Source organism: Actinomadura latina NBRC 106108 (assembly GCF_001552195.1).
Taxonomy (GTDB): domain Bacteria; phylum Actinomycetota; class Actinomycetes; order Streptosporangiales; family Streptosporangiaceae; genus Spirillospora; species Spirillospora latina.
In genome coordinates this window covers 262,432-277,404 of record NZ_BCQS01000003.1, presented here as the reverse complement: position 1 = coordinate 277,404, position 14,973 = coordinate 262,432, and the positions used below count along the sequence as shown (strand labels likewise).

The 14,973-nt window shown below is 72.7% G+C and carries 17 protein-coding genes; 3 read left to right on the top strand and 14 right to left on the bottom strand.

Annotated features, from left to right (window positions below):
- Nucleotides 1-5 precede the first annotated feature (5 nt).
- On the bottom strand, nt 6-407 hold the full coding sequence (locus AL2_RS02050; RefSeq protein WP_067628539.1) for an ATP-binding protein: 402 nt from the start codon (nt 405-407) through the stop codon (nt 6-8).
- Between the two features lie 136 nt (nt 408-543).
- On the opposite strand from AL2_RS02050, the gene AL2_RS02045 reads away from it, so the two are divergent.
- Complete coding sequence (locus AL2_RS02045; protein ID WP_067628538.1) at nt 544-1,344, top strand: helix-turn-helix domain-containing protein; 801 nt, start codon at nt 544-546, stop codon at nt 1,342-1,344.
- The gene (locus AL2_RS02040) at nt 1,335-1,523 is read left to right on the top strand and encodes a DUF397 domain-containing protein (RefSeq protein ID WP_067628536.1); all 189 of its coding nucleotides are present in this window, start codon (nt 1,335-1,337) and stop codon (nt 1,521-1,523) included. Before AL2_RS02045 ends, AL2_RS02040 begins: the two co-directional genes overlap by 10 nt.
- 46 nt (nt 1,524-1,569) lie before the next feature.
- On the opposite strand, the gene AL2_RS02035 is transcribed toward AL2_RS02040, so the two are convergent.
- Genes AL2_RS02035 through AL2_RS02020 form a run of 4 tightly spaced genes read right to left on the bottom strand, consistent with a single transcriptional unit; the run spans nt 1,570 to nt 5,834 of the window.
- A complete protein-coding gene (locus AL2_RS02035) occupies nt 1,570-2,808 on the bottom strand; it encodes a M20/M25/M40 family metallo-hydrolase (protein ID WP_067628534.1) in 1,239 nt (412 codons plus the stop codon).
- Nucleotides 2,772-3,950, bottom strand: coding sequence for a Dabb family protein (locus tag AL2_RS02030; protein ID WP_067628532.1), 1,179 nt, complete (start codon nt 3,948-3,950; stop codon nt 2,772-2,774). The genes AL2_RS02035 and AL2_RS02030 overlap by 37 nt, the downstream gene beginning before the upstream one ends.
- A gap of 10 nt (nt 3,951-3,960) precedes the next feature.
- Entirely contained in the window at nt 3,961-4,479 is a 519-nt protein-coding gene (locus AL2_RS02025; RefSeq protein ID WP_067628531.1) for an aromatic-ring-hydroxylating dioxygenase subunit beta, read from the bottom strand.
- Nucleotides 4,476-5,834: an aromatic ring-hydroxylating oxygenase subunit alpha gene (locus AL2_RS02020; RefSeq protein WP_067628529.1), complete on the bottom strand. Its 1,359-nt coding sequence runs from the start codon at nt 5,832-5,834 to the stop codon at nt 4,476-4,478. The genes AL2_RS02025 and AL2_RS02020 overlap by 4 nt, the downstream gene beginning before the upstream one ends.
- A 368-nt stretch (nt 5,835-6,202) precedes the next feature.
- On the opposite strand from AL2_RS02020, the gene AL2_RS02015 reads away from it, so the two are divergent.
- Nucleotides 6,203-6,982, top strand: a complete 780-nt coding sequence (locus AL2_RS02015; protein ID WP_067628527.1) for an IclR family transcriptional regulator — start codon at nt 6,203-6,205, stop codon at nt 6,980-6,982.
- Nucleotides 6,983-7,056: 74 nt separating this feature from the next.
- Here the strand turns inward: AL2_RS02015 and AL2_RS02010 are convergent, their stop codons facing one another.
- From AL2_RS02010 to AL2_RS01970, 9 genes are all read right to left on the bottom strand, one after another.
- Complete coding sequence (locus AL2_RS02010) at nt 7,057-7,446, bottom strand: cupin domain-containing protein (RefSeq protein ID WP_067628525.1); 390 nt, start codon at nt 7,444-7,446, stop codon at nt 7,057-7,059.
- A complete protein-coding gene (locus tag AL2_RS02005) occupies nt 7,443-8,228 on the bottom strand; it encodes an HpcH/HpaI aldolase family protein (protein WP_157437962.1) in 786 nt (261 codons plus the stop codon). The genes AL2_RS02010 and AL2_RS02005 overlap by 4 nt, the downstream gene beginning before the upstream one ends.
- Nucleotides 8,225-9,379, bottom strand: a complete 1,155-nt coding sequence (locus tag AL2_RS02000; RefSeq protein ID WP_067628521.1) for an amidohydrolase family protein — start codon at nt 9,377-9,379, stop codon at nt 8,225-8,227. Before AL2_RS02000 ends, AL2_RS02005 begins: the two co-directional genes overlap by 4 nt.
- Nucleotides 9,380-9,419: 40 nt before the next feature.
- Nucleotides 9,420-10,241 carry a fumarylacetoacetate hydrolase family protein gene (locus tag AL2_RS01995; protein ID WP_157437961.1) on the bottom strand — a complete coding sequence of 274 codons (822 nt, stop codon included), beginning with the start codon at nt 10,239-10,241 and terminating at the stop codon, nt 9,420-9,422.
- A gap of 131 nt (nt 10,242-10,372) precedes the next feature.
- Nucleotides 10,373-10,840 (bottom strand): nuclear transport factor 2 family protein, encoded by a 468-nt coding sequence (locus AL2_RS01990; protein WP_245666257.1) that lies wholly within the window; start codon nt 10,838-10,840, stop codon nt 10,373-10,375.
- Nucleotides 10,822-11,274 carry a VOC family protein gene (locus AL2_RS01985; protein ID WP_218003625.1) on the bottom strand — a complete coding sequence of 151 codons (453 nt, stop codon included), beginning with the start codon at nt 11,272-11,274 and terminating at the stop codon, nt 10,822-10,824. The genes AL2_RS01990 and AL2_RS01985 overlap by 19 nt, the downstream gene beginning before the upstream one ends.
- Before the next feature lie 58 nt (nt 11,275-11,332).
- On the bottom strand, nt 11,333-12,247 hold the full coding sequence (locus AL2_RS01980; protein WP_067628516.1) for an ABC transporter permease: 915 nt from the start codon (nt 12,245-12,247) through the stop codon (nt 11,333-11,335).
- Nucleotides 12,244-13,410 (bottom strand): ABC transporter permease, encoded by a 1,167-nt coding sequence (locus AL2_RS01975; protein ID WP_210747745.1) that lies wholly within the window; start codon nt 13,408-13,410, stop codon nt 12,244-12,246. The genes AL2_RS01980 and AL2_RS01975 overlap by 4 nt, the downstream gene beginning before the upstream one ends.
- On the bottom strand, nt 13,407-14,972 hold the full coding sequence (locus AL2_RS01970; protein WP_067628514.1) for an ABC transporter ATP-binding protein: 1,566 nt from the start codon (nt 14,970-14,972) through the stop codon (nt 13,407-13,409). Before AL2_RS01970 ends, AL2_RS01975 begins: the two co-directional genes overlap by 4 nt.
- Nucleotide 14,973 lies beyond the last annotated feature (1 nt).

Here is a 14,973-nt window from a genome sequence, read left to right as displayed (position 1 = left end):
GGTCTTCATGTGCGGTCGATGACCGCGAAGACGACCTTGCCGACGTTGTCTGCCATCGCGCGGACGCCCCAGCAGCGGGCGTACTGGTCGACGATGAACAGGCCCCGTCCCGTCTCGCTGGACGTGTCGGCCGCCAGCATGTGCGGCAGGCCGCAGGCGGCGTCCTGGACCTCCATCCACAGCGCGTCGTCCTCGGTACGGCTCAACCGCAAGATCACGTCATCGTCGCCCGTCTCGGACGTCGCGTGCTGGAGGGCGTTGGTGACCAGCTCGCTGGCCACCAGGCACGGCACGAAATCGTCCATCCCGAACTCGCCGGTGACCAGCCGCACGAACGCCCGCACCTCCGCGACCACCTTCAGGTCCCGCTTCACCACCATCTCGTTCTGCGTCGCCGCCCCGCCCATGACCTCTCCTCACTGTGTGTGGCATCTCCACCACATTCAGCCACCTCTGTGGCTAGCATGGGCTTGCAGTCCTTAGGTGGATCGCATCAGCAAGGGAAGAGACGTGTGTGCAAGTTGCCGAGAGAGGTAAGTCGCCATGGCCGCACGGCGCCAGCGTCCCGACAGCTCCCCCGCCCTTGTGGCCTTCGGTCGCCAGATGCGGCGGCTGCGGGAGGCCAAAGACATCAAACAGGAGACGATCGCTCACCTGACCAAAGTCAGCCCCGCACAGGTGAGCCGGATCGAGAGCGGCAAGAAGCGCGCCTCGCGCACCTTCGTTGAACTGGTGGACGACTACCTGGAGGCGGGCGGCTCGCTCATCAGCCTCTGGGAGGACCTCAACAAGGACGGCCACCCCGTCCCGATCTGGTTCGACTGGCCCCAGCAAGAGTCCGAAGCCGTAGAGCTGGTCACCTGGGAACACACCATCGTCCCCGGTCTGCTGCAGACTCCGGCCTACGCCCGCGCGTTCCTCAGCTCGGACGAAGCCGTGGAGGCCCGCATGGCGCGCCAGTCCATCCTCACCCGGACGGACGCGTCCCCCACGATGCTGACCGCGCTCCTGAGCGAAGGAGTACTCAACCATCTGGTGGGGTCGCCTGAGGTGATACGGGAGCAGATCGAGCACCTTATAGCCCTCAGCGAACTGCCCAATGTCACCATCCAGATCGTCCGCAACAATGGGCGTCCGGCGGGCACAGGAGGCGCCTTCGTGGTGGCTACCATGGATGACCGGAGCGAGGTCGCCTACATGGAGACGACGGTACGAGGCATCACGACCGACGACCCCTCGGACCTCGCCAGACTCTCCGAAACGCTCCGGGAGTTGCGAGCGAGGGCCCTCCCCGAAGACATGTCCCGGGACATGATGAGAGAGGCACTGGAGAAATGGACCTGAGCAACGCCACCTGGCGCAAGGCAAGCCGCAGCGGCGAGAACGGCGGCAACTGCGTCGAACTGGCGGACATGGCCGGTTCGATCGTGGCGGTGCGGGACAGCAAGGACCCGCACGGCCCCGTCCTCCTGCTGACCCGCGCGACCCTGCGCTCGGCCGTCCAGTCCACCCTGATTCGCTGAGTCGCGGCGAGGCGCCCCGTCCCCCCTGACCCCCACCCCGGCTGTGTTAGGCGAGGCGAGCGTAGAGGCGGGAGTAGGCCGCCAGGGAGGCTAGGTCAAGTGCGTCCCGGCGCGGGTCGGCCGGGGACATGGTGGAGGCCGGGCCCAGGCGGACGGTGTCTATGCCATGGGCGCGTAGGACGACGCCGTCTGTGGAGCCCGTCCAGCCGGTGATCGGCGGCGGGTCGGCGCCGAACTCCTCGCGCCACGCGCTGCGGGCCGTGCGGACGATCGGCGCGTCGGGCGGGGTCGCGGCGGCTGGGTGGACCTCGTCCACGTCGACCTCGATCGCACAACCGGCGAGGGGGCCGTCCGTGCAGGCGGCCTCGACCTCCTGCCGCAGCGCGGCGGCGATGGCGTGCGGGGCCGCGCCCGGCACGGTCACCACGTAGATTCCGGCCTCCAGCAAGCCAGGGAGAAGGTCGGGTTTGTCGGGACGGCCGGCGGTGAGCGAGCCGATGCCGGCGGCGGGGCCGACTTGGGTTCCGGGTGCCGTGGTGGAGCCGACGTAGGCCGCGCGCCAGCGTTCGACGGCTTCGACGACCTGGCCCGCGTGGGCGATGACCCCGCCGGGCGGCGTGGCCGATTCGCGGGCCAGGACGGCGCCGTGACGCCCCCGGACGCGTACCCGCAGGTAGAGGGCGCCGGGCTCCTCCCACAGCAGCGTGGGCGGGCCGCACTTGGCGACGACGGCGGCGGACGGCGGGGGCGCGTCCTCCAGGTAATGGTCCAGGCCGGTGGAGCGGGCCCCCCGGACGGAGCCGTCCAGGGTGCTGCGGTGCGTTCCGGAACCGGCTAGCAGGAGACCGGCGGGTGCTCCGCGGGACGCGGCGGAGACGAAGGCGATCAGGGCCGCGGCCGCGGGGGCCCGTGCCACGCCCAGGCCGAAGCCCTCGACCTGGGAGGACGTGACCGTCAGCGGGGCCGGGGCGTCGGCGCGGCCGGTGATGGCGCGGTCCTCGTCGGGGTCGCCGCTGAGCGACGTGTCGAGGTGCGAGTACAGCAGGACGCCCGCCGGGTCGCCCGCGCACAGGTTGGCGCCGTTCGGGCCGTACCGCTGGACCGTCCACTCGATCCACGGCCACCGCGCCGTGCACCAGGAGGCGAGGTACACGGCGGCGGCGGACTCGTGCCCGTACGGCGCGGGGACGCCGTCCAGGAACCGCAGGACGCGGACGATCTCCTCGCCCGCGTCGGCGGACGGCGCGCTCAGAAGCGTCCCCAGTCGTCGGCCGCCGGGCGCCACACGTCGATGTTGCGCGGGTCCGGCGGCATCCGGCGGGGGCGGTGGGTCTCGTGCTCCTCCGGCGTGAAGACGCGGTGCCGGTCGCACAGCTCGAACCGGGGGCCGTAGGCCGGGTCGTGCATGTAGAACGCGATGGACGTCGACGCCGAGTGGTTGACCAGGTCGGACGCGATCGGCTCGCCCTTGTAGAGGGCGCGGGCGCGGGCCCGCATGACGTGGTCGAAGCTCTTCATCGCGAAGCACAGGTGCGCGACGTAGTGCTCCTTGTTGTTCTGCAGGGCGAGGCTGTGGTGGTAGCGGTCCTCGCAGCGCATGAACGTGGTGGAGCCGACGATCTCGTCCGACGACAGGAAGCCCAGCACGTTCGTGTAGAAGTCGAGCGACTCCTCGTACTTCGGCGTCGCGATGAACGGGTGGACGAGGTCGACCGGGCGCAGCTCGGCCAGCGGCGGCTCGGCGTACTCCAGGAAGCCGGTGAACAGCTCCACGACGAGGCCGTTGGGGTCGCGGACCCCGAAGCCGTCCGAGCAGAGGCCCTGCTGCCGGTCCTGGAGCTCCAGGATCTCGTGCCCGGCGTCGGCGACGCGCTTGCGCAGGTCGGCGAGGACCTCGTCGCTCTCCACGCTGTAGCCGACGGCGGAGGTGTGCCCGGCCGTCCGGTCCGGCGCGCTGATCAGCTCGATCGAGTGGTGCTCGATGTCGGCGCGCAGGTAGGCGTACTCGTCGGTGCGCTGTTCGAGCTGGAGGCCCACGTGGTACTGGAGGAACTCGATCGTGCGCGCCATGTCGGGCACCTCGATGCGGGCGTACTCCATCCCGTACGGGCCGCGGGGCCGTCCCGCCCTGCCGCCGGTCTCGTAGCTGACGATGTGGTGCTGCTCGACGACCGGCCGCCAGCGCTCGCGGACGAACCGCTCGTGCGAGTCGCTCTGCAGGTACGCGTGCAGGTCGGCGGCGGTCTCGAAGCGCACCGAGAAGGCGTGCGTGAACGTGCTGTCGCGGGTGCTGACGTTGGGGCCGAGCGCGAAGTCCCGCATCTGCGGGTAGCGGCCGGGGAAGGCGCGCAGCTCCGCCAGGACGGCCTCGACCGCCTCGGCCGGCGCGTCCGGGCGGAACCGGAACACCACGGTGTGATTGATCATCGGGATTCCCTCAGAGGATGAAGCTCAGCCGGCTGCCCGCGGGCAGGTGCTCGTGGCCCAGGATCGCGCGGCGCCGCCGGAAGCGCAGGGCGTCGCCGCCGGTCACCAGCAGGTGGTCGTAGCGCCCGACGTAGGCGTCGAACTCGCCGTCCCGGGCCCGGTGGACGATGAACGCGGCCGTCACCCGCAGCAGACCGGGCTCGTCGTGCTCGTGCAGCCGGACGTTGGAGATCATCCGGTGCGTGCGGGACGGCGGGTTCTCCGCGTGCGCCTTGCGCGACTTGAGCCGCTTGACGCGCGCGCGCAGCAGGTCCCAGTCGTCGGTGACGAACGACCCGGACGCGTGCAGCGAGGTGCCGGTCCAGTCGGTGGCCGGGACCTCGAACCGGGCGCCCGGCTCGAACAGGGCGAGCCAGTCGTCGTACTTCCAGGCGTCCAGGATGTCGGCCTCGGCGTAGAGGAAGTCCTCCACGTCGGCGCGGGTGATCTCGCGCCCGCCGACGAGCCCGGTGGTGGCCGGGGCGGTCATCGGACGTTCCTCCCCTCAAGGAAGCGTTCGGGGCGCGGCCCGCTGACGTCCAGGCCGCCGTCGACGCCCAGCGCGTCCACCCAGTGCCGCCAGAAGCCGCGCATCGCGCCCTCGTCGATGGACCGGCCCTGGACGCCCTTGACCTCGTCGATCATGCCGCGCGACATGTCGCTGAAGTCGTACTCGGGGCGGGCCTCGGCGGCGGTCGCCTCGATGCCGCGCTGCACCGCCTCGTACGCCTCGATGTCGTCGGGGGTGGCGAGGCCGCCCGGCCCGACGAAGCTGACCATGGTCTTCATCCGCAGCGCGCGGGTGTCGGCGTCCTCGCCGCGCGGCGCGAACTGCCAGGCGCGCACGTCGGTCCGGTCGGCCGCGACCGGTTCGAGTTGCCGGATCGACAGCCCTTCGAGGTCGAAGAGCAGGAGGTTCGGCCAGACGAACAGGATGTGGCTCTCGTCGGCGACGTAGCGGGCCCGGTCGGGGCCGAGCCGGCGGTCCATCTCGGCGCGGTGCTCGGCGGTGCGGACCTTCTCGTCCGCGCCGAAGCGCGGCTCCCACAGCATGCTGATCCGGCCGCCGTGCCCGGTGAGGACGAGGAGGCCGTGCCCGTTGCCGAGGTTGTAGGCGTACTGGTCGTCGTCGGTGACGGCGAAGCCCGTCTCCCGCAGGTAGCCGACGAACGTGTTGTGCGTGGGCGAGAAGTGGTAGCCGTCCATGGCGTTCTCGACGCCGAGCTTCCAGTTGCCGCGCACGCCGTAGTACTGGGTGCCGGGCAGCACTTCCATGCCGCCGGAGTGCTGCTCGGAGATCATCGTCATGTAGTCGGCGGCGTCGCCGAGGAAGTCGAGGAGCGGCGGGACGCCGGGGTCGAACGCGACGAACACGAACCCCTCGTGGATCTCCAGCCGGGGGACGGCGCGGAGCCGCATCGAGTCGAGGAAGCCCTCGCCGGCGGCCTCGTAGGCCTCCTTGCCGGGGATGGCCGCGACGTCGCCGTTATTGCGGAACGTCCAGGCGTGGTAGAAGCACTGGAAGAGCTTGCTGGAGCCCTCGCGCTCCCGGCACAGGATCGTGCCGCGGTGCGGGCAGGCGTTGAGGAACGCGTGCACCGTGCCGCCGGAGTCGCGGCAGAAGATGAGCGGCCGGCCGCCGAGCGTCCGGGTCTTGAAGGCGTTGGGCTCCGCGACCTCGGTCTCGTGGCCGAGGTAGAGCCAGCTCCGCGCCCAGATCCGGTCGCGTTCCGCCTGGAAGACCTCCGCCGAGCGGTAGGCCGTCCGGTTGACGCGGAAAGTCAGCGCGTCCCAGTCCTCGACGACCAGCCGCCCCGGAAGCCCCCCGCCGTTCGGCTCTGGCATCGGGCGCCACCCCCTCCACGCAGGTTCATTCGAATATACGAGATGCTGTCTCGCATCGTGAGTACAACGTTGGCTCAGTCCGGAGCACCGTGTCAAGGGTCACGAGACCGGAATCCGCTCGGGGATTGACGTGCCACATCCCAGTTAGCATGATTGCGTCTCGCAATAAGAGATGGCGCGGAGTACAGTCTCCGCCATCGCGCACCCGCCGCGGCCACCGCGCAAGGCGGACGAACCGGTCTCCCGGATGGCCTGCCGCCGCGGTCCGGCTCATGATGAGATGGCGTGTCATTCGGCCCGCGGCCCGCCGTCCCGGACGGTGCGCGGGCGGCGGCCGAGGCGGAAGCGAGAGACGGATGGCAACGACGATGAGGACCGCACGAGACACGGCCGAGGGTTCCCCGTCCATCCAGACGGTGCAGCGCGCGGCGCTGATCCTGGACTCCTTCACGGTGAGCCGGCCGCATCTGAGCCTGAACGAGATCACCGCCCGGCTCGGCGCCAGCAAGGCGACCGCGCACCGCTACACCAAGGCGCTCCGGGCGGCCAACCTGCTGCGCTACGACGACCGCACGGCGCTGTACTCGCTCGGCCCGCAGGTGCTCACGCTCGCCGCCGCCGCGCGCGCCGCGCTGCCGATCGTGACCGCCGCCGAGCCGTACATGGACCGGCTCGTCCAGACCGCCGGGCAGACCGTCGTGCTGAGCATCTGGGACGGCGAGTCCCCGACCGTCGTGCGGTCGGCCGACAACACCGACCACCTGATCCGGATCAGCGTCCGGGTCGGGTCGCGGCTCGACCTCGCCACCTCCGCGCAGGGCCGGGTGTTCTGCGCCTACCTGCCGCCCGAGCAGGTGCCGGCGCTCGCCAAGCTGCTGCGGCGCACGCCGGAGCTGCGCGAGGACGTCGACTGGATCCGCCGGCACGGGCTGTCGGTGAACTCCCCGTCCGAGAACGGCCTGCACACCATCGCCGCGCCCGTCTTCGAGGGCGACGCCATCATCGCCACGATGGCGATCGTCGGCACCTCCGTCGACGTCCCGCGCCAGGCGGACTCGCCGATGGCCGAGGCGCTGCTGGAGATCACCCGGGACCTGTCGCAGCGGCTCGGCAACAACGGCGCCCCGCCGGCCGAGGCGACCGGCTGAGCCGCCGCCCCCGGCCGGGCGGGTCCCGGCCCGGGTGCGCGCGGCCCGGGTGCGCTCGGTCTGGGCGCGCGCGGTCAGGGCAGCTCGTCCAGGTAGGCCAGGGACGCGGCGAAGTCGGCGCGCGGCGGCACGAAGATGTCGATGTTGACGCACGGCTCTTCCAGCGGCTCGATGTAGTGCTCGGCGCCCCTCGGCACCAGCAGGAACGTCCCGGCCGTCATCTCGTGCGGGACGCCCTCCACGTAGTAGTTGCAGCGCCCTGAGGCGATGTAGACGAGCTGGTCGAAGTCGTCGTGGCTGTGCGGGTTGAGGTCCATGCCCACGTCCAGGGTGTGGTGGGCGACCATCACCTCGTCGGTGGAGTAGACCCGGCGCCGCACCCCCTTGCGCAGCTCGCTCTCCGGCATGTCGGCCCAGCCGATCACCCGGTTGTAGAGCTTGGCGTTGCGGCCATTCTCGGTCATCCGTTGCCTCCCTCGCCGGCCGCCGCGTCCAGTCCGGCGGCCAGTATCTGCAGGTCAGAGCCCGTCACCAGGTAGCGCGCGGCGGCCAGCCCGTGCGCCGGCGCGGCGGCCGGGGACGGGGCCCAGCCGCCGAACGCGATCCCGTGCCGCCGGGCGGCGTCCTCGATCTCGGCGACGGCCGCGCGCAGCTCCGCGCCGCCCGGCTCGGCGCCCAGGCTCACCGCCAGGTCGGTGCCGCCGACGAAGACCACGTCGAGGTCGCCGACCACCTCGTCCCAGGCCGTGCCGCCGTCCCGCCACCAGGGCGTCTCGATCTGCCCGGCGAGCAGCGGCGGATCGGCCCGCTCGGCGGCCAGGAGCGCCGCCAGGCCGCCGGCCCCGGGCCGCCCGAACCCGGCGGCCCGGTTGGCCAGGCTGACCGACCGGTCGCCGTCCGGCGCGAACCGGGTCGCCTGGACCAGCGCCCAGGCCTGCTCGGGCCCGCTGAGCATCGACAGCTGGAACCCGGCGGCGCCGTTCTCCAGCAGGCGGCAGATCAGCGGCCCGTCCACCTCGGGGATCCGGACGAGCGCCGGCAGCCCGCAGCGCTCCGCGTGCCGGACGAGGCCGATCGCGTCGGCCTCCGTCAGCGCGGAGTGCTCCAGGTCGACGACCACGAAATCGAAGCCCGCGAGCGCGCACAGCTCCACCACGTCCGGCGCGGGCAGCTTGACGAACGTCCCGTGCACACGGGTTCCGCCCGCCAGCGCCGCCCGCAGCCGAGCCCTGAGCGCAGTGGTCATCGGCCGCGCCACGGGACGGTCTCGACGGGCTTCCCGCCGTGCAGGACGAGGACCGGCTCCAGCCGGGGCGCGGTCATCGTGTTGCCCGCCGCGTCCGGGAGCACGACCTCCTCGGTCTCCTCGACCACGGTCACGTGCGCGGGGCCGCCGGGTTCCAGCCGCCCGTAGCCCTCGGCGTCCAGCCCGAGGACCCGCGCGGGGCGCACGGTCGCGCGGGCGACGGCCTCGGTCAGCGGGACGCCCAGCCCGACCAGCTTCGACATGCTGGTCAGCAGGTCGAAGACCGGGCCGCGCCAGTTGCGGGCGCTCGTGTCGGAGCTGAGGACGTCGGGGTAGAAGCCCTTGGCGATCGCGCGGCGGGCCACCTCGAAGCTGAGGTTGCTCTTGCCGTGCGCCGAGTCGAACAGCACGCCGCGCTCCCGGGCCTCCGCCACCGCGGGCTGCACCTCGTCGCCGTCCAGGATGCCGTGCGGCTTGCCGGTGTAGCAGTGCGCGACGATGTCGCCGGGGCGCAGATGGTCGAGGACGGCCGGCAGCGGCTCGGCCGTCTCGCCGATGTGCACCATGAGCGGCAGCCCGGCCTGCTCGGCGACGTCGAGCGACTTCTTCAGCAGCATCTGCCAGTTGTCGCCGACGACGTCCTCCGACAGGCGGATCTTGAAGCCGCGCACCACGTCGGGGTTCTCGGCGGCGGTCGCGAGCGCGTCGTCCGGGACGAGCGTGTCCGGGTTCATCAGCTCGCCGAACCGGAAGTCGATGAGGCCGAGCACCGACACGTTCAGGAAGTTCACGATCCGCATCGGCGTCGGCTCGACGACGAGCTTGCGGAACGCCGCGAACGTGGACGCCCCGGCGGTGCCGGCGTCGGCGGCGGCGACGACGCCGCGCCGCAGGTGCGCCTCCTCGGCGGGCGCGCCGACCATGGAGACGTGCTGGAAGATGTGGGTGTGCCCCTCGACCAGGCCGGGCAGCACCCACCGGCCGGTGCAGTCGGTGACCTCGGCGGCGTCGGCGGCCAGCCCGTCGCCGATCGCCGCGATGGCGCCGCCGGCGATCGCGACGTCCGTGCGCGCGTTGAGGTCCGAGGCGGGGTCGATGACCGTCCCGCCGGTGAGCACGCGGTCGTAGACGGGTTTCTGCTGTTCGGTCATCGAGGTACTCCCGATCGGGTGAGGGTGCGGGTGGAGGGGGTCACGCCTGGATCCGGGTGGTCAGCGGCAGGACGCCGTCGACCTCGACCCGGACGGTGTCGCCGGGGCGCAGGAAGTCGCCGCGGTCCTGGCCCGTCCCGGCCGGGGTGCCGGTCAGCACGACGTCGCCGGGGCGCAGCGCGGCGTACCGGGAGATCCGGGCCAGCAGCTCGGGGATCGCGAAGATCATGTCGGCGCTGGAGGAGTCCTGGCGCAGCTCGCCGCCCACGTGGCCGCGGACGCCGATCGACTCCGGGTCGGCGATCGCGTCGCGGCCGAGCAGCGAGGCGCCGAGCGGGGTGAAGCCGGGGAAGCTCTTGGCCAGGACGGGCGCTCCGGTGCGCTTCATGACGTCGCGGGCGGTCATGTCGTTGGCCGCGGTGATCGCGGCGACCGCCGACCACGCCCGGTCTTCGGAGGCGCGGTCCAGTGTCCGGCCGATGACGAGGGCGATCTCGGCCTCGTAGTCCATCTGGGCGGTCTCCTCGGCCGGCAGCCGGACCGCCGCGCCGGGCGCGCCCACCGACGCGGGGGCGGCGAGGTAGAGGACGGGCTCGGCCGGCACCGGGCGCCCGGTCAGCTCGGCCTTGGAGTGGTAGTTCAGGCCGACGCCCCACAGGGCGCGGGGGCGGGCGAGCGGGGCGCGCAGCCCGAGTCCGCCGCCGTCCAGCGGGATCCGCCGGACGACCTTCGCGGCGGCGAGCGCGTCCAGGGAGCCGATCGCCTCGATCACGGCGCCCGGGTCGGGGTACGGCGCGTCCAGGACGGCCACGGCGCCGTTCTCGATACGGCCGAGGCCCGCCGTCGTCATCACAACATGCACGACGCCATCTTTCGATGCGAGATGGATTTCTGTCAAGCAATGAGAGATGGCATCTCACAATGCAACATGGAGCACATAAGGGCAGCCCGGCCGGCCGCCCGTCGCGGGGACGAGCGGCACGGCGGAGCGGGTCAGACCTGGGATCTTGCGGCGTCGAGCCGGCGGGTCACCTCGGACCCGTCCCAGTAGTCGATCCGGCGGGCCAGCAGGCCGTCGGCGTCCACCCACAGCCGGAGCACGCCGCGCACCCTGACCGGCGCGTTCCCGGCCGGGACGAGCCGGAACGACATCCGGTACGCCACCACCGCCCGCACGTCCCGGACGACCAGGTCCTCCAGCTCGTAGCGGAGGTCGGCGAAGTCGGCCAGGAAACCGTCCAGCCGCCGCCGGTACGCGGCGCGCCCGGTGACGCCGCGGCCCATCGTGGAGGTGTGCTCGTTGACGAAGTCCTCCGCCACGCAGCCCGCGACGGCGTCGGCGTCGTGCCGGTTGAGCGCGCCGAGATAGCGCAGCGCCGCCGCGCGGGTGCGCTCCTCGACCCGCGCGGCGGCCCCCTCCTCGGCCGGGCGGGGAACGCCGGTCAGGACCCGCCTCCCCACTTCTCCCGCACCGTGTCGAACACCCGCTGGTCGTGCGAGATCTCGACGACGTTGCCGTCCGGGTCCTTCAGCGCGCAGATGTAGCCGACCGGGTCCGGCATCTGCCGCGGCTCCCAGTGCAGGCAGCCCAGCTCGCGGGCGCGGTCGGCCAGGGCGTCCACGTCGCCGCGCTCGGGCACCTCGACGCCGATGTGCGCGAACGGGTGCAGCAGCCCCAGCTGCCCGCCCCTGTCCTTGTTGAACGAGACCAGCACCAGCACGAACGGCGTCTCCACCTGGCCGTCGTTGGACAGCCAGGCGCTCTCCCCGTCGGCGTCCTTGAACCGCTCGACCACCACCAGCGGGGTGAGCGAGGTGTAGAAGTCGATCGCCTTGTCCAGGTCTCCGGTCGGCAGCGCCACATGCGTCCACCGCGCGGCGGTCAGTCCGGTCACGTGCTCCTCCTCGAAATCGGCCGGGCCGCGAATCCCCGGGCCCGGGTTCTCCTACAGGTCATGCGAGGCCCCGCTGGAACGGCTTGCCCAGGGCGCGCGGCTCGCGGTCCTTGGCCGCGAACACCAGCATCGCGACCAGTGCCAGCAGGTAGGGGGCCACGATCAGCAGCTGCGAGTTCAGCGTGAAGCCCAGTGCGGGCAGCGCCAGCCGCATCGCGTCGGCCAGCCCGAACAGCACGCAGCCGAGCAGCGTCCGGCCGAGCCGCCACGCCCCGAAGATCACCGCGGCGATCACGATGAACCCGCGGCCCGCGGTCATGTTCTGGCTGAACGAGCCGACCTCGCCGACGGCCAGGTAGGCGCCGCCGAGCCCGGCGAGCAGGCCGCACCACAGCAGCGCCTGCCGGCGCCGCGCGTTCACGTCGATGCCGGTCACGTCCGCCGCCTGCGGGTCCTCGCCGACCGCCCGCAGCTCCAGCCCCCACCGGCTGCGCTCCACCAGCCACCACGTCAGCGGGACGACCGCGATCAGCAGGTAGACCGGCCACCGCTCGACGAACAGCACCTGCCCGACGATCGGGATGTCGCGCAGCACCGGCACGCTCACCTGCCACACCTGGTGCCCGGTGAACGACCCCGTGACGATCAGGTAGCTGGTCAGCCCCAGCACCAGCGTGTTGAGGACGAGGCCGACCACGAACGTGTTGACGGCCGCCCGGTGCGACAGGTTGCCGTGCACGAACCCGATCAGCAGGCCGACCAGCATCCCGGCCGCGAGCCCCGTCGTGGCGCTGCCCGTGACGGACGCGCCGGCGACCGCGCCGAACGCGCCGCCGAGCATCATCGCCTCGACCGAGATGTTCACCGTCCCGGCCCGCTCCGCGAGGTACTCCCCGCAGGCCGCGAACGCGAGCGGCACCGTCAGCCGGGCCCCGCTGGCGAGGATCGTGGAAATGTTGTCCGCGGCGCTCATGAGGGGACCGCCTCCTTCGCTCTGGACGCAGGGACGTCCGCGCCGGCCCTGGTTCCGCGACTCTCGCGCCGGCGGCGCAGCGCCTCCGTCACGACCGGCGGGACCACGAACGCCAGCACCAGCAGCGACTTGACCACGTCCACCAGGAAGTGCGGGACGCCGGTCGACGCCAGGAACCCTCCCCCGGAGCGCAGCACGCCGAACAGCAGCGCGACGGGGACCGCCGCGAGCGGCCGGTTGCGGGCGACCAGCGCGACCAGCAGGCCGTCCCAGCCGATGTTGTTGGAGATGCCGCCCTGCAGCCGGTTCGTGCCGACCGGGCTGGCGAGCAGCACGGCTCCGGCCACGCCCGCGAACGCGCCCGACACGGCGAGCGCCGTCCCGCTGAGCGCCGCGACCCGCACCCCGGCGTGCCGCGCGGCCCGCGGGTTCAGGCCGAGCATCGTCAGCCGGAAACCCCACCGGCTGCGCGCGATCAGCACGGCGATCACCACGGCCGCGACGAGCGCGACCAGCAGCCCGGCGTTGACCTGCAGGCCCGGATACTCGCCGAACGAGCCGAGCAGCCCGTTCGCCGGCAGCCGGTTGGACTGCGGCGAGACCGTCGCGTTCCCGAGCCGCGTCTCCTGCAGCAGCCACGGGGTGTTCACCGCGAACGAGACGAGCTGCTGCGCCAGGAACGTCATCAGCAGCGTGCTCACCACGATGTTGACGCCGCGGAACCGGTGCATCAGCGAGCTGACCCCGGCCCACGCCCCGCCCGCCAGCGCCGCCGCGACCAGCGCGACCACCAGCAGCGCCGGGCCCGGCAGGGCCAGCCGCAGCCCGACCGCCGCGCCGGCCAGCGCGCCGATGAGCACCTGGCCCTCCTGGCCCAGGTTGAACACGCCGGCCCGGACGCACACGCACGTCCCCACCGCCACCAGCAGCAGCGGCGCCGTGTACAGCAGCGTGGAGCTGATCGCCGCCGGACTCGCCAGGCTCCCGTCGTACAGCGCGGTCACGGCCCCGGTCGGGGACCCGCCGGTCGCCGCCACCAGCACCGACGACACCGCCAGCGCCAGCGCGACCGCGACCGCGGTGGCCGCGGCCACCCGCACCCCGCCGGACGCCGGGTTCAGCGCGGCGGCGAGCCGCCGCGCCGAACGGTCCGTCTCCGTCACGCCGCGACACCTCCCAGGAGCATGCCGAGGCGCTCGGAGCTGGCCTCGGCGGTCGGCACGACGCCCGCGACGCGGCCCCGGGAGATGACCGCGATCCGCGACGCCAGCGCCATGACCTCCTCCAGCTCGGTGGTGATCAGCAGCACCGCCACCCCGCCGGACGCGGCCTTGCGCAGCCGCAGGTACATGTCCTCGATGGCGCCGACGTCCAGGCCGTGGGTGGGCTGCGCGGCGACCAGGACCGACGGGTCCGCCGACATCTCCCGGGCGAGCACCACCCGCTGCTGGTTGCCGCCCGACAGGCTGCGGACCGGCACGTCCAGCGACGAGGTGATGATGTTGAACTCGGCCGCCAGCCGCCGCGCCAGCTCCTGCTTGCGGCGCCGGTCGACGAACAGCCGGCCGCTGACGCCGCCCAGCGACTTCATCACCAGGTTGTCGGCGACGCTCATGTCCAGGACGACGCCGGACGCGTGCCGGTCCTCCGGGATGATGCCGAGCCCCGCCCGGTGCAGCGCCCCGGGCCGGGCCGGATCGACGAGGGCGCCGTTGACCTCGACCGACCCGGCGGCCGGTTCGACCAGGCCGGCGAGCAGGTCGCCCAGCACGGCCTGGCCGTTGCCCTCCACCCCGTACAGCCCGACGATCTCGCCGGGCGCGACCTCGATGCCGAAGTCGTCCAGCAGCGTGACCCCCTCGGACCGGACGGTGACGCCCGACAGCCGCAGCGCCGGCGTCTCCGCCGGTTCCGGCTCGGCCGGCTCCGGTTTGTTCCGGCGCTCGACCGGGAGCATGCCGAGGGCGGCGGCCTCGGCGCGCAGCGACACGTCCCGGCCGACCATCTGCCGGGCCAGTTCCTGCGCGGACGTTTCCGCGGTCGCGCTGTGGAACGCGACCCGGCCCCTGCGCAGCACCGTCACCCGGTCGGTGGCCGTGCTGATCTCCGCCAGCTTGTGGCTGATCAGGACCACCGCGCGGTCCTCCCCGGCGACGACCTCGCGCAGCACGCCGAACAGCTCCGCCGACTCGGCCTGGGTGAGCACCGAGGTGGGCTCGTCCAGCACGAGGACGGACGGGTCCCGGCGCAGGCACTTGATCAGCTCGACCCGCTGCCGCTCCCCGGCCGACAGCCGCGACACCGGGGCGAGCGGGTCGATCGGCAGCCCGTACCGCTCGCCGACCTCCGCGACCTGGGCGCACGCCCGCCCGCGGTCGACCCTGCCGGTGTCGCCGAGCGTGATGTTCTCCCAGACGGTCAGCGGCTCGACGAGGCTGAAGTGCTGGTGCACCATGCCGATGCCGAGCGCGATGGCCTCCTGCGGCCCGGCGACGTCCACCGGGCGGCCGTCGTGGTGGATCGTCCCGGTGTCCCGCCGGACGAGCCCGAGCAGGATCTTCATCAGGGTGGACTTGCCCGCGCCGTTCTCGCCGAGCAGGCCGTGGATCTCGCCGCGGTGGACGGTCAGGTCCACCGCGTCGCACGCCACGACCCGCCCGTAGGACTTGCCGATCCCGCGCAGCGCCAGCGCGGGCGCTCTGGCCCCGTCACGATGATCGGTCATG